Origin of the sequence: Stenotrophomonas sp. A3_2 (assembly GCF_036624925.1) — a bacterium.
Classification (GTDB): domain Bacteria; phylum Pseudomonadota; class Gammaproteobacteria; order Xanthomonadales; family Xanthomonadaceae; genus Stenotrophomonas; species Stenotrophomonas hibiscicola.
Genome location: NZ_JAZKVY010000195.1, coordinates 20738 through 38275 on the forward strand (window position 1 = coordinate 20738; position 17538 = coordinate 38275).

Sequence of the window (17538 nt, forward strand, 5' to 3'; positions counted from 1 at the left end):
GCGGCGCCGGGGGACTGATTCGGTTCAGGCATAAGGCCATCAGGCCTGGTCATTTCCGTTGAAACCACCCATTCAGGACACTTTCGTTACGGGATCGTTATGTGCCCCACAGGCCGCTCCCGCTACTACCCGCCCAACTCCCCCCAGGAAGCCCATGTCCGCCTCCCCCAAGGCGCTGCGCCCGCGTCCGCTGGTGCTCGCACTGTCGTCCCTGATGCTGGTTTCGCTGCCGGCCTTCGCGCAGGAAAGCGCGCCCACCACATTGCAGGAAGTGAAGGTCACCGGCTCGCGCATTCCGCGCGCCAGTGTCGAGGGGCCCTCGCCGGTGACGGTGATCAGCCGCGAGCAGATCGACGCGCAGGGCTACCGCAATGCCTTCGATGCGCTGAGCGCGCTGACCGAGAACACCGGCAACGTGCAGGGCGAGGACTTCGGCAATACCTTCACCCCGGCCGCCAACACCATCAACCTGCGCGGGCTGGGCCCGAACCGCACGCTGGTGCTGGTCAACGGCCGCCGCCAGGCCGACTATCCGCTGGCCTACGAGGGCTCGGTGAACGTGGTCAACCTGGCCAACATCCCCAGTGCGCTGATCGAGCGCATCGAGGTGCTGGCGGCCGGTGCGTCGGCGGTGTACGGCTCCGATGCCATCGCCGGTGTGGTCAACATCATCCTCAAGGACCGCTTTGAGGGCGTGGACGTGAACGTGCGGGCCGGCGGCACCCAGCAGGGCGGGGGTGACAACCAGCGCGCGCAGGTGGTCGGTGGCAGTTCCGGCGAGCGCTGGGATGCCCTGTTCGGCTTCGAGTTCGACGTGCGCAAGGCGATCCATGCGCGCCAGCGCGATTTCATGGACTCGCTGGATGATGACCCCGCCGGCAAGGCGCCGCAGGCGACCGCGATCGCGTATCGCCGCAACGCCGCTACCGGTCGCAACATCGATCCGGGCGCCAATGGCTGCGACGCGGCGTCGGACATCTATGGCGGCAGCGTGTTCCGTGCCTTCAACCCGCGCCAGGGCTGGTACTGCGGCAGCAACGAGGCCGCCGCCAGCTACTGGACGGTGCAGACCGAGAAGCGCAACCTCAACGGCTACGGCCTGCTGACCTTCCACGTCAACGAGACCACCGACCTGTTCGCCGATCTGGCCGTGGGCAGTGCACGCATCACCAACAACACCCGTGCGCCCACCTGGACCTCGGCGCGCAACTACTTCTACAACCAGACCACCGGCAACCTGGAAAGCTGGTACCGCCGCTTTGCGCCCGAGGAAATCGGTGGCCTGCCGCGCAACGCCAACCGCTTCCTGGAAAACTCATGGTCATTCAACGTCGGCGCGCGCGGCCAGATCGGCGACACTGGCTGGGACTATGAGGCGGTGTACAGCCGCTCGCGTTACGAGAACCGCACCCGCCGCCCGGTGCTGCTGGCCGGTATCAACGAATACCTGCTTGGCCCGAAGCTGGGCGTGCGCAATGGCGTAGAGGTCTATGCGCCGGATCCGGCGCGCCTGTTCCAGCCGCTGAGCCCGAACGAGTACCAGAGCCTGTCCGGCTACCAGGAGAGCCGCAACGCGGCGTGGCTGCAGACCTTCAGCGCCAGCGTCAACGGCCGGCTGTTCGCACTGCCCGGTGGCGACGCTGCGCTGGCCGCGGTGGTCGAGGCTGGCAGCCAGGGCTATCGCAATCGACCGGACCCGCGACTGGGCACCGGTGAATTCTGGAACACCAGTGCAGGCGTCGGCGCCGGTGGCGAGCGTGACCGTTACGCCGCAGGTGTGGAGCTGCAGCTGCCGTTGCTGCAGTCGCTCACCACCACCCTGGCCGGGCGCTATGACCAGTACCGTGCCGGTGGTGAGCACATCGGCAAGGCGACCTGGAGCTTCGGCGTCGAGTTCCGCCCGATCGAGAGCCTGCTGATCCGTGGTACCGCTGCCACCAGCTTCCGGGCGCCGGACATGAACTACGTGTTCGCGACCGAGACGCGTGGTTACAACCCGGGCATGACCGATTACTGGCGCTGCCGCACCGCAGGCCAGTCGTATGACAACTGCGATTACAACGGCCTGTCGATCGACTACAGCAACCGCGCCAACGCACAGCTGCAGCCGGAAACCGCCAAATCCTATGGTTTCGGCGTGGTCTGGTCGCCGCTGTCCGGGCTGGATTTCAGTGCTGACTACTACGACATCCGTATCGACAATGAGGTCACCAGCCTCGACACCAGCCGTATTCTTCGTGATGAAGCCGATTGCCGCCTGAGCCGCACGTTGGGTGGCGAAGCACGCGATATCGGTTCACCGCTGTGCCAGGACGCGCTGTCGCGGGTGATCCGCAACCCGTCCAATGCCACGGTGCAGCCGGACCAGGTAACCCGCGTGCTGATCAACCCGATCAACGCGGCCTCCGAATCGGTGCGCGGCCTGGACCTGAAGGGCAACTGGCGTTTCGATGCCGGCCACTATGGCCGGTTCACCACGCGCCTGGCCTACACCGTGGTGCTGGAGCACAAGTACCGGCAGTTCTCCGATGATCCGGAGCGTGACATCCGCAATTCGCTGGATGACTACCAGTGGCGCAGCAAGGCCAACGGCAGCATCACCTGGAACCAGGGTGACTGGACCACTACACTGTACGGCAACCGCTTCGGCTCGCTGCCGAAGACCGATGGCAGTGGCCGCATCGCGCCGTACATGACGTACAACGCCAGCGTGTTCCGCCAGTTCGGCGAGAACCTGTCGGTGGGCGTGATCGTGAACAACCTGCGCGACAGCCGCCCGCCGGCGGACAGGAACGGTGGCGGCTGGCCGTTCTACCCGGTCGGCAACTACGACCCGTATGGCCGCCAGTACTGGGTGCAGCTGGACTACCGGTTCCGCTGATCGGGCGGGCAGACAGAAGGCCCGGCAATGCCGGGCCTTCTGCTGTGTCCCTATCCGCTGTGATGGCGCGCGCCGGCGGCCTAGGGCAGTGCCTGCTGCAGGTACGACTCGATGACGTAGCTGAAAGGCTGCTGCTGGGGGTCGCGCAACAGGGCACGCACCTCCAGGATCACGCCGCGGTCGCCTTCGCCCCGCGGCGGCCAGAACGTCTGGTCGGCCAAGGTCTGGCGCTGGAAACCGAGCGGGCCGACCACGCGACCGAAGGGTTCGTCGGTGCTGTCCAGCACCTGGTTCATGGCCGGGCTGAGATGGCCGGGCAGGTACCAGTTGTCGGCCTCGGACAGCACGCGGCTGCCGCAGACCAGCTGCACGCGGCGATAGCGCAGGTCGGCACCCGGCTTCACACCCAGCGCCTGCAGCACATCGGCGGGGGCAGGCTTGTCCTGGCCGTGCACACGCACCGCGCGGACCCGCGCCTGTTCGGCCAGGCCATGTTCGGCACACCAGTGTTCCAGCGTGGCAGTGGCGCTCTGTCCGGACAGCACGCGCTGGTGCAGGCGCTCGACCAGTGCAGCCGGGGCAATGCGCTGCTGGCCCGGCGGCGACTGCAGCGGCGCAGCGGCCGCCGCATCAGTGGCGGACAGGCTGGCGATCGGGGCGGCGGCAAGCAGGGACGCGGCCTGCCAGCGGCGGAGACGATCGTGGCGGTCGGACGGGCCCATGCGGCATCACAGCGGAAACAGGCGCCCATGTTACCCGTTCAGGGGTGTGCACGGCGTGGCTGCGACCGGTTGTCGCAGGGCAGTCATCGCTCTGATGAATGCGTGCCATCCAGATATTTCGTTGGCCGATGGCTGTGGCGAGGCGCACGATGGCGCCATTCTTGGCATCCCGGGAGTTCCCGATGACCCTCCAGTTCGTCCATGGCGGTGTCGACCGCGACGGTGCGCCACTGCATTTCCATATCCGTGATGGCCGCATCAGCGGGCTCAATGGCGAGACCGCGCCGGATGACGGAGCGGAATGCGTCGACCTGCAGGGCTTCGCGGTGCTGCCCGGGCTGGTCGACGGCCACATTCACCTCGACAAGAGCTTTGTCGGCGACCGTTGGCACCCGCACCAGCCGGTGAACAGCCTGCGTGAGCGGCTGGCGGTGGAGAAGGCGGCGGTGGCGGATGCGGCACCGATGGTGGACCGTGCCGAGGCGCTGATCCGCCAATGCAGTGCTTTCGGTACCGTGGCGATGCGCTGCCATGTCGATATCGACGCCAGCACCGGTCTCGGCCATCTCGAAGCAGTGCGCGAGGCGGCACTGCGCTGCGCCGACATCATGCGGATCCAGCTGGTGGCGTTTCCGCAGGCCGGGGTGATGTCCTGTCCCGGCACCGCCGCCGTACTGGAGCAGGCGCTTGCCGCGGGCGTGGAGGTGCTCGGCGGCATCGACCCGACCACGCTCGATGGTGATGCCGAAGGCCAGCTGGCGCTGCTGTTCGGCCTGGCCGAGCGTTACGGCGTGCAGCTGGACATCCATCTGCACGAGCCCGGCGAAACCGGCCTGGCCCAGCTGCTGCGCATCGCGGCGCGGACGCGGGCTGCCGGCCTGCAGGGGCGGGTTGCGGTCAGCCATGCCTATTCGCTGGGCGACGTGCCGCTGGCGCGCGCGCTGCAGGTGGGCGAAGCACTGGCCACGGCGGGTGTGGCGATCATGAGCAACGCGCCGGGCGATCATCCGTTCCCGCCGCTGCGCGCGCTGCATGATGCCGGTGTGCGCGTGTTCGCAGGCAATGACAACATCCGCGACTGCTGGTGGCCGTATGGCAATGGCGACCTGCTGCAGCGCGCGATGTTGCTGGGCTACCGTTCCGGGTTCTACACCGACGCCGACCTGATGCTGGCGCTGGACATGGTCACCACCCATGCCGCGCAGGTAATCGGTCTACCGCGCTACGGTATTGCCGAAGGCCTGCCGGCTACGTTCGTGGCGGTGCGCGCCGACCACGGCCCGGCCGCGGTGGCTGCGGTGCCGGTGGAGCGCCGCGTGGTGGTTGATGGCCGCTGGCTCTAGATCCACGCCGCGCACCCCCCTGTAGTGCCGAGCCATGCTCGGCGACCTTTCAGGCGTAATCGTCGGCGCGGGTGGCGATGAATTCCTCAAGCCACGCCAGCAGATGTGCGATGTCGATGACCTCGCCCTGCTCCACGCGCTTGAGCAGCAGGGTGCTGGCGCCGATCTGCAGGCTGCTGTCGGCATAGCGCAGCACCGCGTCGATGCCCCAGGCATCGGTCACCTGCATCCAGGCCAGGCCCGGCACACGCTGGGCCAGAGTGTCACCGAATGCCACGCCCAGTGCTTCCCAGCCATCGCAGTCGGCGCGGTCGATCAGCTCGGCATCGACCACGCGCTGCAATGTGCTGGGGGCCAGCGGCCATTGCACCGGCAACGTCGGGAAGCTGGCGGCCACGCGCGCGGCGATCAGCGAGCGCTGGTGCTGCAGATGCGTCTGCAGTGCAGCAGGCAGGGGATCGAAACGGGTGGGAATTTCGTCGGACATGCCAAGGCGCCGTGGAGCACGGAAACAACAGGCACTCTACGAGGCGATTGTTGCCCGTCGTACGGGCGGAGTGACCATGTTTCGATGCGTGATGCGCGAAAGGCATCCACGCATGGCGTGGATCTACTGTGGTCAGTCCGGTTCGCGCTGTACCTGCCGCCACAGCTCGCTGGCCAGTGCCCGCACCGCATCATCGGCGTCGGCACGATGCAGCAGGCCGATCTCGTAGTTGTCGACCACCGGCAGCCCACGCTCGCCATCGATGATGCGGTGCTCGCGCGTGACCGCGCGGCGCGGCAGCAGGCTGATGCCGATGCCATCGGCCACGGCGCCCTGGATGCCACTGAGCGATGAGCTGGTGAAGGCGATGCGCCAGCGCAGGCCCAGCGCTTCCACGGCGTGGATCATCTCGTCGCGGTACAGGCCGCGCGGCGGAAACGTGACCAGCGGCAGCGGGTCCTGCTGCAGGCAGCTGCTGCGCAGGCTGTCGATCCAGTGCATCGGCTCGCGCCGGCAATGCACCGCTTGGCGGCTGTTGCGGCGCTGCTTGACCAGCACCAGGTCCAGCTCGCCGTGGTCGAAGCCCTGCGCCAGGTCACGGCTGAGGCCGCTGCTGATCTCCAGCTTCACCTGCGGGTGGCGGCGGCTGAAGGCGGCCAGCATGCGGGTGGTCTGCGGGTTGACGAAGTCCTCCGGTACGCCGATGCGGACCGCGGTTTCCACCGTCGCGCCGGCCAGCGCCTGTGCCATTTCCTCGTTCAGGTCGAGCATGCGCCGCGCGTAGCCGAGCAGGGTGTGGCCGGCATCGGTGGGGTGCACGTCGCGATGGCCGCGCTCGAGCAGGCGATGCCCGGCCAGTTCCTCCAGCCGCCGCACCTTCTGGCTGACCGTGGACTGGGTCGAATGCAGGCGCGTGGCCGCCGTGGTGAAACTGCCGCAGTCGGCCACCATCACCAGCGCCCGCAGCAGGTCCAGTTCGAACAGGGTTCTATTCGATTTGGCACTGTCTTGCATTTGAACATTTCACTTCTGGATACCCAGGCCGACTTCTACCATGCGGGGCAGGGGCCGGCAATGCGCGGCTGTTGCTACCGTCGCACGGCGTTCCGTGGCGACGGACACGAGGAGATACTGTCATGCGCGTCCATCATTCCGCTGGCTGGCCTGCGCCCTTCGCGCGCGCGCTGCTGTTGTGCCTGCTGGCCATGGTCACCCCCGCCTGCACCGCCATGTCCCGGGCCGACGCAGACGCGCGCCTGCGGGATGCTGCCAGCCGCGGCGACGCCGATGCGGTGCGACAGGCGATCGAGGAGGGCGCCACGCTGGAGGCGCGCGATGGCCAGGGCCGCACCGCGCTGCTGCTGGCCACGCATGGCAACAACGTGGAGGCCGCGCGCGAGCTGATCGAAGCCGGTGCCGACGTCAATGCCAAGGACGCGATGCAGGACAGCGCCTACCTGTACGCCGGCGCGCGGGGCCTGGATGAGATCCTGGCGATGACCCTGGCGCATGGCGCCGATCTGCGCAGCACCAACCGCTATGGCGGCACCGCGCTGATTCCGGCCGCCGAGCGTGGCCACGTCGCCACCGTACGTACGCTGCTGCGCGCGGGCGTGGCGGTGGACCATGTCAACCGCCTGCACTGGACCGCGCTGCTGGAAGCGATCCTGCTCGGCGATGGCGGTGCGCGCCACGTGCAGATCGTGCAGCTGCTGCTGGAGGCCGGTGCCGACCCGGAGCTTGCCGACGGCGATGGCGTGACGCCGCTGACGCACGCGCGCCAGCGCGGCTATGCCGGAATTGAGACCTTGCTGCGCCAGCACGGCGCGCTCCGCTGAATGCAAACCCCTTCCACCCGCACGCTGGGCGTGCCCATCAGGATGCTGTCCATGTTCCGTTCCCGTCCGTTGTCCCTTGCCATCCTCCTTGCGGTAGCACCTCTGTCGGCGTCTGCCGCCGAGCGCGCCGACCTGCTGATCCGCAATGCCACCGTGGTCGATGTCGAGCACGCCAGCACCCTGGCCGGGCAGAGCGTGGTGATCCGCGGCGAGGACATCGTCGCCGTCGGTCCAGATGCGCAGCTGCGCAGCCAGTGGAGCGCGGCCCGCCAGATCGATGCCAAGGGCAAGTACCTGATCCCGGGGCTGTGGGACATGCACGTGCATTTCGGCGGTGGCCCGGCGCTGATCGAAGAGAACAAGGCACTGCTGCCGCTGTACATCGCGCACGGCATCACCACCGTGCGTGACTGTTCCGGCGATCTGCCCGAGCAGGTGCTGCAGTGGCGTGGCGAGATCGCCAAGGGCACGCTGTTCGGCCCGCGCCTGCTGAGTTCCGGCGCGAAGATCGAAGGCATCAAGCCGGTCTGGAAGGGCACGATCGAAGTGGGCAGCGAGGCCGACGCCGACAAGGCGATCGCCCGCCTGCAGCACGACAAGGTCGATTTCGTGAAGATCACCGACAGCACGCTGAAGCCGGAACTGTTCCTGTACTCGGCCAGTGCCGCGCGCAAGGCCGGGTTCAAGGCGTCGGGCCACATCCCGATGGCGCTGACCGTGGAGCAGGCGGTCGATGCCGGCCTGGCCTCGATCGAGCATCTGGACTACGCATTCAAGGCCGGCAGCAAGGATGAAGCGCAGATCGCCGCCGACTTCGGCGCAGGCCGCATCGACCGTGCCGAAGCCAACCGGCGCCTCGACGCCAGCTTCGACCGTGACACTGCGATGCATGCCTACCGTGATTTCGCAAAGCGCGGCGTATTCGTGACCCCGACCCTCAACGGTGGCCGCATCCTCGACTTCCTTGACCAGGATGACCACGCCAACGATCCGTACCTGGCCTACATCGGCCCTGGCCTGCGCGCGACCTACCAGTGGCGCGTGGACCGCGCGGCGAAGGCGACGCCGGCGCAGATCGAAGCGCGCCACGCGCAGTACCACCAGGTGGCCGCGGTGCTGCCGATGCTGCAGGAGGCCGGCGTGATGATCATCGCTGGCACCGATGCGGGCTTCCTTAACTCGTTCAACTTCCCTGGCATCGCCCTGCACCAGGAGCTGCAGCTGTTCGTGAAGGAAGGCCTGAGCGCGCCGCAGGCGCTGTCGGCCGCCACCCGTTCCGGCCCGGCCTGGTTCGGCCAGATGGACCGTTACGGTGGTGTCGCGCAGGGCAAGGCCGCCGATCTGGTGCTGTTGACCGCCAACCCACTGCAGGACATTGCCGCCACCGAGAAGATCGACAGCGTGATCCTGCGCGGCAACGTGTATGACCGCGCTGCGCTGGACAGGATGTTGGCTGATACCAGGGCCAAGGTCGCGGCGTGGAATGCGGAGGCGGCGAAGGCCAATTGAGGGTGGGGCGGGGCGGAATCCACGCAACGCATGGCGTGGATCTACCGGTTGCCGTCCGGGCATATCCATACCCGCGATCAGCAGTAGATCCACGCCATGCGTGGATGATGCGGCCGATGACCTAACGCGGTGCCGGCCGCATGCCATGCAGCTGCGGCAGTGCGGCCTTCATCGCATCGATGAAGGCGCGCAGCCGCGGCGGCTGCTGGCGCGCGGCAGGAAACACGACATGCACCGGCAGTGCCGGCGCCTGCCAGTCCGGCAGCAGCTGCACCAGACGCCCTTGGGCGAGGTCGTCGGCCACCAGCCAGGCCGAGACCACCGCTGCGCCCAACCCGGCGCGTGCAGCCTGCTGCACCACGAACAGGTTGTCGCTGAGCAGGCGCGGGCTGATCGAAAGGGTATGCGCGCGCCCCTGCGCGTCATGCAGCAGCAGGCGTTCGCGGTAGTAGGTGACCAGCGAGATCCATGGCAGTGCCTGCGCCTGTTCCGGCGTACTGACCGCCGTGGCGTCCACCAGCGAGGGCGCTGCCACGACGATGCGCGGCACTTCGGCCAGCGGCAGTGCCACCATGCGCGGTTCGTCGACCGGTCCCACACGCACCGCGCAGTCGATGCCTTCGGCGATGAAATCCGGACGACGATCTTCCAGGATCCACTCCAGGCTCAGCTGTGGGTGCTGGGCGAGGAACGCGAGCATGGTCGGAAGCAGCTGCGCCTGGCCAAAGGCATGCGGCACCATCACCCGCAGGCGTCCGCGCAGCGTTTCCGGTTCGCCGTTCAGTTCGGCCTGCAGCGACTCCCATTCGTCGACCACGCGTTGTGCATGACGCTGGCAGCGCAGGCCGTCCTCGGTCAGTTGCAGGCCGTGGGTGGAACGCTGCAGCAGGCGCAGGCCGAGCTGTCGCTCCAGTGCCTGCAGGCGTCGGCTGACTGTCGGCTGGGTGGTGCCCAGCAGCACGGCCGCGGCAGACAAGCTACCGGCATCGACGATGCGCAGGAAGGTGCGCAGCAGATCCAGGCGATCCGCACCGGTTGCGAGGTCATTCATGCGTATGGCGTATGAAGAATATGTAATGAAGCCTACTACAGACGTTCGGCGAATACCGGCAGGATACGTCCACTTCCTCCACCGGACTCCCCCATGTCTACCCCTTCGCTATCCGTCGCCGCCGCGCCCGCGACCGCACCCTCCACCCCGCTGGTGCTGGCAATGGCGGCCGGCGCCGGCTTCTCGGTCGCCTCCCTCTACTACAGCCAGCCGATGCTGGGCCTGATCGCCCAGGACCTCGGCGCAGGCGAGCGCGCCGCCGGCCTGGTACCGACCCTGACCCAGCTCGGCTATGCACTGGGCATCCTGCTGCTGGCGCCGCTGGGCGACCGCTTCGACCGCCGCCACCTGATCCTGTTGAAGTCCGCGCTGCTGGCGCTCGCCCTGGGCGCAGCAGCAATGGCCGGGCAGCTGCCGGGCCTGCTGGTGGCCAGCCTGCTTGTCGGGCTGACGGCCACCCTGGCGCAGGACATCGTGCCCGCAGCGGCGGTGCTGGCGCCGGACGCGCAGCGCGGCCAGATCGTCGGCCGGGTGATGACCGGCCTGCTGCTCGGCATCCTGTTGTCGCGGGTGGTCAGTGGCGTGGTGGCTGAAGCGTGGGGTTGGCGCACGCAGTTCGTGCTGGCGGCGGTATCGGTGGCGGCGATGGGCGCGGTGATGGCGCGTGCGCTGCCGCGCTTCGCGCCGACCAGCACGCTGCGCTATCCGGCGTTGTTGGGTTCGTTGTTGGCGTTGTGGCGCGAGCAGCCGCAGTTGCGCCGTGCGGTGGCCAGCCAGTCGCTGCTGGCCGTGGGATTCAGCGCGTTCTGGTCGACCCTGGCGCTGATGCTGCATGCCCGCCTGGGGCTGGGTAGTGCGGCGGCGGGTGCGTTTGGTATTGCGGGTGCGGCCGGTGCACTGGCCGCGCCGTTTGCCGGCCGTTTTGCTGATCGACTGGGGTGCCATGCGGTGGCACGGCTGGCGATTGCGGTGGCGCTGCTGGGCTTCGGCCTGCTGCTGGCCGAAGCCTGGTTGCCGGCCGCCGCGCTGCTGCCGTTGCTGGTGGTGAGTGCGCTGCTGTTCGACTTCGGCTTCCAGTCGGCGCTGGTGGCGCACCAGACGCTGGTCTATGGCCTGGTGCCGCCGGCACGTAGCCGGCTCAATGCGTTGCTGTTCACCGGCATGTTCATCGGCATGGCTGCCGGTGGTGCGCTGGGCAGCCTGGCGCTGGCGCAGTGGGGGTGGCACGGCGTGGCCTGGCTGGCGGTGGTGTGTGCGGGGGGCAGCCTGGCACTGCGTTTGAAGTAGGGGGTTGTTCGGCAGGGCTTGCAGCCCTGCACCTGCTGGAGGCAACAGCAACAGCAACAGCAACAGCGGGGTTACTGTAGGGAGGCGGGGTGGGTCCGGTTGTGGGGGCTCGGTCGCGCCTTGCTCGTGTGCGCTGTCCTGCGCACACGGCAAGACCGGGGTTGGGCGTCCTGCCCAACCCGCCCGAGGCATGCCTCGCGCCCATGGCGCCAACGGTCCCGCGACCCCACCCCGCCCGGCCAAGCGCGGCTGTTGCTTTCGCGACCCCTCCGCCAGCCACGAGGGGCTCCGCCGTTGGCCGTATCCGCGCCGGAGGCGCGATAATGACCGGATGGAAACCGTCCGCATCGCCACCCGCAAGAGCCCGCTCGCCCTCTGGCAGAGCGAACACGTCGCTGACCGCCTGCGCCAGGCCCATCCCGGCCTGCATGTGGAACTGGTGCCGATGAGCACCCGCGGTGACGAGGTGCTCGACCGCTCGCTGGCCGCGATCGGTGGCAAGGGCCTGTTCCTGAAGGAACTGGAGCTGGCCATGCTGCGCGGTGAGGCCGACTGCGCCGTGCATTCTTTGAAGGACGTGCCGATGGAACTGGACGAGCCGTTCGCGCTGCCGGCAATCCTGCCCCGACACGATCCGGCCGATGGCTTCGTCTCCAACCTGTACGCCTCGCTGGACGCGCTGCCGATCGGCGCGCGGGTCGGTACCTCGTCGCTGCGCCGCCAGGCCCAGCTGCGCGCGCTGCGCCCGGACCTGGAGCTGCTCGACCTGCGCGGCAACGTCAACACCCGCCTGGCCAAGCTCGACAACGGCGGCTACGACGCCATCGTGCTGGCCGTGGCCGGCCTGGAGCGCCTGGGCCTGGGTGAGCGCATCGTCGCGCGCCTGCAACCGCCGCAGTGGTTGCCGGCCCCGGCGCAGGGCGCGGTGGCGGTGGAGTGCGATGGCGGCAATGCGCACCTGAGGGCGCTGTTCGGCCAGCTTGATGACGCGGCTACCCGTGCCTGCGTGGAAGCCGAGCGGGCAATGAACCGTGCGCTGCATGGCAGCTGCCATGTGCCGGTGGCGGCCATCGCGCAGTGGCAGGGCGACGACCTGCACCTGCAGGGGCTGGTTGGCAGCGCCAGCGATGGCCGTGCTGTGCGTGCCGAGGCGGTGGGCCCGGCCAATGCCCCGGAAGCGCTGGGCCAGCGCGTGGCGAACATGCTGCTGGACGATGGCGCCGGCGAACTGCTGAACGCCTGAGCCCCGATGTCTGTAGAGCCGAGCCATGCTCGGCTGCTCTTCGCCGGGAAAATCCCGGGCTTCGCGCTCAAGTCGAGCATGGCTCGACTCTACAAAAACGAAACGGGCGCCCTCGGCGCCCGTTCTGCTTATTTGAACTTGTAGACCACGTTCATCGTGGTCAGCGTATCGGTCTTGCGCTTGTCGACAGCGACGTCGCTGTTGTAGCGCGCCTGCCAGCCGGCCTTCAGCGCCAGGTGCTCGTTCATGCTCACCGACACGCCGAAGTCGTTCTGGCCGAAGGTGTTGTACGAACCGGATTCGACCAGCAGCGTGTTGACCAGGTCGGTGTTGTCGGTCAGCGAGTACTTCATGTCGAACAGGCCGCGGCCGATCATGCCGGTGCGGGTGCGGTCGTCCTCGGTGCTGTGAGTGCGGCGCACACCGGGACCGATCTGCGCGTCGAACGAGAAGCGCTCGGTGTTCCACAGGCGGGTGCCGTAACCCAGGCCGAACGAGCTCTGGCGGTCGTAGGTGGCGAAGTCATCGCGCTCGGTACGCACCGTGGCGGTCAGCTGGCGGTGCTCGCCCAGCTGCAGCGCGCTGCCGGCACTGCCGGTGTAGCGATTGGCCGTGGTGTTGTTGCGGCGGGTGGTGGTGCCGTCATCGCGGGTCTCGGTCACCTTGGAGCTGGAGCGCAGGCCGGCCAGGTCCATGCTGTGAACCCAGTCGCCGTCGGTGTAGCGAAGGCGCAGGCGGCCGTTGAAGCTCTCGGTGCTGCTGTTGCCGCGTGCCGAAGCGAAGCCGAGCTCGCCGCCACTGCCGCTCCACGGCGAGGACATCGCCGCCAGTTCGGAGGCATCCTGTGCGTACGCGAGCGGCGCGCACAGCAGCAGGGGGATCAGCAGGGACACGCGCAGGAACATCGGGACTACTCCGAAGCGGTTGACAGCCGGTGATGATACTGGAAGCGTGATGGCGGTCCGAATCGATCCAAACGCCCGCTTCAGCAGACGTTGCCGCGACCGCCCATTCAGGGCAGATCGACGCGCAACGCCGGGTCGTTGAAGCGCGAATAGCGCAGCCGCAGCTGGAAACTGCGGCCATTGCTGCTGCCGCTGCGCACGATCTGGCGTGGCAGGCCCTGGGCATCCACCCAGTACTCCAGGCGTTCGCCGGGCTGGTTGCCGCGCAGCCGGTAGTGACGGGTCTCGACCCCATCCAGCGCCTGGCTGCCGAGATCTTCGGCCTTCAGGTCGGCGGGCAGGGCGTCGGCCGGCAGCGGGTTGCGCCACTGCTCGAGCAGGCCGGGCGGGGCCGGCACCTGGCGGATCGCACCGTCGGCCTGCAGGAACAGGGTGTCGCCGATGATGGTCTGCGGCCCGGCCGGGGTCTCCACCCGGAAACGGTCGGGTGCAACGAAGTCCATGGCGCTGCGTACCCGCTGCGGCGCGCCCAGCACTTCCAGTTCGGCGTGGAAGCTGCGCAGGGCGGCGAAACGCTGGCTGGCGCCCAGCACCGCCTGTGCCGGATCGGCGGCGGGTACCGGCGCCTCGGTGCCCGCCGGCGCCGGCGCGCGATCGCAGGCGGCCAGCAGCAGGCAGGCCAGCAGGGACAGGGCAGGCAACCGGCGCATCGGGCATTCCATGGGGTGGGGGCGACCACGATAGCCCAAACGTCCCACACAAGACCCGCGACTCGGACATAATCGGGGGTATGGACCGATACGAACGCATCACCGCCCTGCATCGTCTGCTCAAGTCCGCGCGCTATCCGGTGACGGTGGCGACCCTGCAGGACAAGCTCGGTTGTTCCCGTGCCACCGTCTACCGCGACCTGGCCTTCCTGCGCGATGCGCTGATGGCACCGATCGAGGGCGACGGCGAGGCAGGCTTCCGTTACCAGGCCGACGAGAGCGACCGCTTCGAACTGCCTGGCCTATGGCTCAGCTCGGAGGAGCTGCATGCCCTGCTGGCTTCGCAACACCTGCTGGCCCGCACCGGCGGTGGCGTGCTGTCGTCGGTGCTGGCGCCGCTGCAGCAACGCATCGAGAGCCTGCTGGCGGCCCAGGCGGGCGTGTCCAGCTGGCCGGTGGACCGCGTGCGGGTGATTCCGCACCGTGGCCGCAAGTTTGACGAAGGCAGCTTCCGCAGCGTCGCATCGGCCGTGCTGGAGCGCCGCCAGCTGGCGTTCGAGTACCGTGCCCGTTCCACCGACGAGCCGACCAAGCGTACCGTCTCGCCGCAGCGCCTGACCCATTATCGCGACAACTGGTACCTGGATGCCTGGGACCATGACCGCGAGGCGCTGCGCAGTTTCGCCGTGGACCGCATCCACAAGGCACGGGTGATCGACAGCACCGCCCGCGATGTCGCCGACAGCGAGCTGGACGAGCAGCTCGGCGCCAGCTATGGCATTTTTTCTGGTGCGCCGAAGGGCTGGGCGACCATCCTGTTCAGCGCCAAGGCCGCGCGCTGGGTGGCCGACGAGCACTGGCATTCCAAGCAGCAGGGCCGCTTCCTGGCCGATGGCCGCTACGAACTGAAGGTGCCGTACAGCGTCTCGCGCGAGCTGCTGATGGACGTGCTGCACTATGGTTCGGATGCCGAGATCATCGAGCCGGTGATGCTGCGCGAGCAGGCCAAGGCGCTGCTCGAGCTGGCCCTGAGCAACTACGAAAAATCCTGACACTCCCCCCGAGAACCCTTCCGCCCATGAAGAAGACCCTGTTGCTGCCCCTGCTCGCCGCTGCGCTGGCCCTGACCGCCTGCGGCACGTCCGGCGAGCCCTCGCAGAAGCTGGTGGTGGCCGCCACGGCCGTGCCGCATGCCGAGATCCTTGAAGTGGTCAAGCCGATCCTCAAGCAGGAAGGCGTGGACCTGGACGTGCGCGTGTTCAACGACTACGTGCAGCCCAACGACCAGCTGGTGCAGAAGCAGGTGGACGCCAACTACTTCCAGACCGAGCCGTACCTGGATGCCTACAACCGCGATCGCAAGACCGATCTGGTGAAGGTGATCGGCGTGCACATCGAGCCGTTCGGTGCCTATTCGCGCAAGGTCAAGTCGCTGGCCGAGCTGCGCGACGGTGCCGACGTGGTGATCCCGAACGACCCGAGCAACAACAGCCGCGCGCTGATCCTGCTGCACAAGGCCGGCGTGATCGAGCTGAAGGATCCGGCCAACGCGCTGTCGACCCTGCGTGACATCACCGCCAACCCGAAGAACCTGAAGTTCCGCGAACTCGACTCGGCGATGCTGCCGCGCGTGCTGGGCCAGGTGGACCTGGCACTGATCAACACCAACTACGCGCTGGATGCCGGCCTCAACCCGACCAAGGACGCTCTGGCGATCGAGAGCAAGGATTCGCCTTACGTGAACTTCCTGGTCGCGCGCCCGGACAACAAGGACGACGCCCGTGTGCAGAAACTGGCCAAGGCCCTGACCAGTCCGCAGGTGAAGGCCTTCATCGAGACCAAGTACAAGGGCGCGGTGCTGCCGGCGTTCTGATTGCGGCTGATCTGTTGATTTGAACGGTGGGTGTCGACCTTCGTCGACACTGCCTTCCCTGTAGAGCCGAGCCCACGCTCGGCTCTGCTGTTTCCGGCATTTCACCGGCGGCGGCCGAGCATGGCTCGGCTCTACCGTGTCACTCCACGTGTGCCGCAGCAGGGCAGGGCATTGCAGTTTCAATCGACGTGGAAGGCGAGGGTGGCGGCCACCGCCTGCTGCCATCCGGCATACAGTTTCTCGCGCTGGGCCACGTCCATCTGTGGCTCGAAGCGCCGGTCCAGGCCCCACTGCGCGGTGATCTGTTCGCGGCTGGACCAGAACCCGACGGCCAGGCCGGCCAGATAGGCCGCACCGAGCGCGGTGGTTTCGGTCAACCGCGGCCGCAGCAGCGGCACACCGAGGATGTCTGCCTGGAAGCTGGCCAGGAAGTCGTTGCCGATCGCACCGCCATCGGCGCGCAGTTCGGTCAGCGCGATACCGGCATCGGACTGCATTGCATCGAGCACGTCGCGGGTCTGGTAGGCCATCGCTTCCAGCGCGGCGCGCACGAAATGCGCCTTGCGGGTACCGCGGGTCAGGCCGAACATCGCGCCGCGCACATCGCTGCGCCAATAGGGCGCGCCGAGGCCGACAAACGCCGGCACCAGGTAGGCGCCGCCACTGTCGGGTACCTGTGCGGCCAGCGCCTGGCTGTCGCTGGCGCGTTCGATCATGCGCAGTCCGTCGCGCAGCCACTGCACCACCGAGCCGGCGATGAAGATCGACCCCTCCAGCGCATACTCCACGCGCCCGTCCAGGCCCCAGGCGATGGTGGTCAGCAGGCCGTTGCGCGAGCGTACCGCCTGCGTGCCGGTGTGCATCAGCATGAAGCAGCCGGTGCCGTAGGTGTTCTTGACCATGCCCGGCTGGAAGCAGGCCTGGCCGAACAGCGCCGCCTGCTGGTCACCGGCGATGCCGGCGATCGGGATCGGGTGGTCGAAGAAGAACTGCGGCCGGGTGTGTGCGTACACCGCACTGGAGTCGCGCACCTGCGGCAGCATCGCGCGCGGGATGTCCAGCAGCGCCAGCAGGTCTTCATCCCAGTCCAGCGTGTGGATGTTGAACAGCAGGGTGCGCGCGGCATTGCTGTAATCGGTCACGTGCGCCTGGCCACCGCTGAGGTTCCACACCAGCCAGCTGTCGATGGTGCCGAACAGGAGCTCGCCACGCTCGGCGCGCTGCTGCGCACCTTCCACGTGGTCGAGGATCCAGCGCACCTTGGTCGCGGAGAAATAGGCGTCGATCAGCAGGCCGGTCCGCTCGCGGACCAGCGCTTCATGCCCGTCGGACTTCAGCCGCTCGCAGATGGCGTGGCTCTGCCGCGATTGCCAGACGATCGCGTTATGGATGGGCTGGCCGCTGGCGCGGTCCCAGACCACGGTGGTTTCGCGCTGGTTGGTGATGCCCAGCGCAGCGATATGGCGCGGATCGATCTGTTCGCGGCTGAGCAGTTCGGTCAGCGTGGCGTAGACGCTGGTAAGGATCTCGCGCGGGTCATGCTCGACCCAGCCGGGCTGGGGGAAGATCTGTGCGAATTCGCGCTGTGCACTGCCGACGATGTCGCCGGCACGGTCGAACAGGATCGCGCGCGAACTGGTGGTGCCCTGGTCGATGGCCAGCACGTAGCGGGGCGTCATGCAGCGTCTC

General features: G+C 67.9%; 15 protein-coding genes. 8 read left to right on the forward strand and 7 right to left on the reverse strand.

Translation table 11 applies throughout. From position 1 onward, the window contains the following. Nucleotides 1–154: 154 nt before the first annotated feature. Nucleotides 155–2881, forward strand: coding sequence for a TonB-dependent receptor domain-containing protein (locus R5H29_RS06605; RefSeq protein WP_332328937.1), 2727 nt, complete (start codon nt 155–157; stop codon nt 2879–2881). Nucleotides 2882–2961: 80 nt separating this feature from the next. On the opposite strand, the gene R5H29_RS06610 is transcribed toward R5H29_RS06605, so the two are convergent. Next, nucleotides 2962–3603: a hypothetical protein gene (locus R5H29_RS06610; RefSeq protein ID WP_171952733.1), complete on the reverse strand. Its 642-nt coding sequence runs from the start codon at nt 3601–3603 to the stop codon at nt 2962–2964. A 182-nt stretch (nt 3604–3785) separates the two neighbouring features. Between R5H29_RS06610 and R5H29_RS06615 the strand changes: the two genes are divergently transcribed. Further along, nucleotides 3786–4946 carry an amidohydrolase family protein gene (locus R5H29_RS06615; protein WP_332328938.1) on the forward strand — a complete coding sequence of 387 codons (1161 nt, stop codon included), beginning with the start codon at nt 3786–3788 and terminating at the stop codon, nt 4944–4946. A gap of 49 nt (nt 4947–4995) precedes the next feature. Here the strand turns inward: R5H29_RS06615 and R5H29_RS06620 are convergent, their stop codons facing one another. Together R5H29_RS06620 and R5H29_RS06625 are read right to left on the reverse strand one after the other, a co-directional pair. Beyond that, a complete protein-coding gene (locus R5H29_RS06620; RefSeq protein ID WP_332328939.1) occupies nt 4996–5433 on the reverse strand; it encodes a DUF3806 domain-containing protein in 438 nt (145 codons plus the stop codon). Nucleotides 5434–5565: 132 nt separating this feature from the next. Next, a complete protein-coding gene (locus R5H29_RS06625) occupies nt 5566–6447 on the reverse strand; it encodes a LysR substrate-binding domain-containing protein (RefSeq protein WP_111099207.1) in 882 nt (293 codons plus the stop codon). Between the two features lie 122 nt (nt 6448–6569). Here R5H29_RS06625 and R5H29_RS06630 point away from each other — a divergent pair, with 122 nt between their 5' ends. Together R5H29_RS06630 and R5H29_RS06635 are read left to right on the forward strand one after the other, a co-directional pair. Further along, nucleotides 6570–7271, forward strand: a complete 702-nt coding sequence (locus R5H29_RS06630; RefSeq protein ID WP_134731522.1) for an ankyrin repeat domain-containing protein — start codon at nt 6570–6572, stop codon at nt 7269–7271. A 51-nt stretch (nt 7272–7322) separates the two neighbouring features. Next, nucleotides 7323–8780 carry an amidohydrolase family protein gene (locus R5H29_RS06635; protein ID WP_332328940.1) on the forward strand — a complete coding sequence of 486 codons (1458 nt, stop codon included), beginning with the start codon at nt 7323–7325 and terminating at the stop codon, nt 8778–8780. Between the two features lie 121 nt (nt 8781–8901). Here R5H29_RS06635 and R5H29_RS06640 read toward each other — a convergent pair whose 3' ends face one another. Then, on the reverse strand, nt 8902–9831 hold the full coding sequence (locus R5H29_RS06640) for a LysR family transcriptional regulator (protein ID WP_155029738.1): 930 nt from the start codon (nt 9829–9831) through the stop codon (nt 8902–8904). Nucleotides 9832–9924: 93 nt separating this feature from the next. Here R5H29_RS06640 and R5H29_RS06645 point away from each other — a divergent pair, with 93 nt between their 5' ends. Together R5H29_RS06645 and hemC are read left to right on the forward strand one after the other, a co-directional pair. Then, a complete protein-coding gene (locus tag R5H29_RS06645) occupies nt 9925–11118 on the forward strand; it encodes an MFS transporter (protein WP_332328941.1) in 1194 nt (397 codons plus the stop codon). 331 nt (nt 11119–11449) lie between these two features. Beyond that, a complete protein-coding gene (gene hemC, locus R5H29_RS06650; RefSeq protein WP_111099183.1) occupies nt 11450–12361 on the forward strand; it encodes a hydroxymethylbilane synthase in 912 nt (303 codons plus the stop codon). Nucleotides 12362–12489: 128 nt separating this feature from the next. Here hemC and R5H29_RS06655 read toward each other — a convergent pair whose 3' ends face one another. Together R5H29_RS06655 and R5H29_RS06660 are read right to left on the reverse strand one after the other, a co-directional pair. Continuing rightward, the gene (locus tag R5H29_RS06655; RefSeq protein WP_019660743.1) at nt 12490–13266 is read right to left on the reverse strand and encodes a YdiY family protein; all 777 of its coding nucleotides are present in this window, start codon (nt 13264–13266) and stop codon (nt 12490–12492) included. Nucleotides 13267–13373: 107 nt separating this feature from the next. Next, on the reverse strand, nt 13374–13976 hold the full coding sequence (locus tag R5H29_RS06660; RefSeq protein ID WP_069139700.1) for a hypothetical protein: 603 nt from the start codon (nt 13974–13976) through the stop codon (nt 13374–13376). 80 nt (nt 13977–14056) lie between these two features. On the opposite strand from R5H29_RS06660, the gene R5H29_RS06665 reads away from it, so the two are divergent. Both R5H29_RS06665 and R5H29_RS06670 read left to right on the forward strand, forming a co-directional pair. Further along, a complete protein-coding gene (locus R5H29_RS06665; RefSeq protein WP_019660741.1) occupies nt 14057–15028 on the forward strand; it encodes a YafY family protein in 972 nt (323 codons plus the stop codon). Nucleotides 15029–15054: 26 nt separating this feature from the next. Next, nucleotides 15055–15849: a MetQ/NlpA family ABC transporter substrate-binding protein gene (locus R5H29_RS06670; RefSeq protein WP_021203869.1), complete on the forward strand. Its 795-nt coding sequence runs from the start codon at nt 15055–15057 to the stop codon at nt 15847–15849. A 179-nt stretch (nt 15850–16028) separates the two neighbouring features. On the opposite strand, the gene glpK is transcribed toward R5H29_RS06670, so the two are convergent. Further along, a complete protein-coding gene (glpK, locus tag R5H29_RS06675) occupies nt 16029–17528 on the reverse strand; it encodes a glycerol kinase GlpK (protein ID WP_134730008.1) in 1500 nt (499 codons plus the stop codon). Nucleotides 17529–17538: the final 10 nt, after the last annotated feature.

Coding starts and splice junctions, on each gene's coding strand:
- R5H29_RS06610 (WP_171952733.1), bottom strand. CDS start 3,603: ATGGGCCCGTCCGACCGCCACGATCGTCTCCGCCGCTGGCAGGCCGCG.
- R5H29_RS06640 (WP_155029738.1), bottom strand. CDS start 9,831: ATGAATGACCTCGCAACCGGTGCGGATCGCCTGGATCTGCTGCGCACC.
- R5H29_RS06635 (WP_332328940.1), top strand. CDS start 7,323: ATGTTCCGTTCCCGTCCGTTGTCCCTTGCCATCCTCCTTGCGGTAGCA.
- R5H29_RS06665 (WP_019660741.1), top strand. CDS start 14,057: ATGGACCGATACGAACGCATCACCGCCCTGCATCGTCTGCTCAAGTCC.
- R5H29_RS06620 (WP_332328939.1), bottom strand. CDS start 5,433: ATGTCCGACGAAATTCCCACCCGTTTCGATCCCCTGCCTGCTGCACTG.
- R5H29_RS06660 (WP_069139700.1), bottom strand. CDS start 13,976: ATGCGCCGGTTGCCTGCCCTGTCCCTGCTGGCCTGCCTGCTGCTGGCC.
- R5H29_RS06655 (WP_019660743.1), bottom strand. CDS start 13,266: ATGTTCCTGCGCGTGTCCCTGCTGATCCCCCTGCTGCTGTGCGCGCCG.
- R5H29_RS06605 (WP_332328937.1), top strand. CDS start 155: ATGTCCGCCTCCCCCAAGGCGCTGCGCCCGCGTCCGCTGGTGCTCGCA.
- R5H29_RS06625 (WP_111099207.1), bottom strand. CDS start 6,447: ATGCAAGACAGTGCCAAATCGAATAGAACCCTGTTCGAACTGGACCTG.
- R5H29_RS06630 (WP_134731522.1), top strand. CDS start 6,570: ATGCGCGTCCATCATTCCGCTGGCTGGCCTGCGCCCTTCGCGCGCGCG.
- R5H29_RS06670 (WP_021203869.1), top strand. CDS start 15,055: ATGAAGAAGACCCTGTTGCTGCCCCTGCTCGCCGCTGCGCTGGCCCTG.
- R5H29_RS06615 (WP_332328938.1), top strand. CDS start 3,786: ATGACCCTCCAGTTCGTCCATGGCGGTGTCGACCGCGACGGTGCGCCA.
- glpK (WP_134730008.1), bottom strand. CDS start 17,528: ATGACGCCCCGCTACGTGCTGGCCATCGACCAGGGCACCACCAGTTCG.
- R5H29_RS06645 (WP_332328941.1), top strand. CDS start 9,925: ATGTCTACCCCTTCGCTATCCGTCGCCGCCGCGCCCGCGACCGCACCC.
- hemC (WP_111099183.1), top strand. CDS start 11,450: ATGGAAACCGTCCGCATCGCCACCCGCAAGAGCCCGCTCGCCCTCTGG.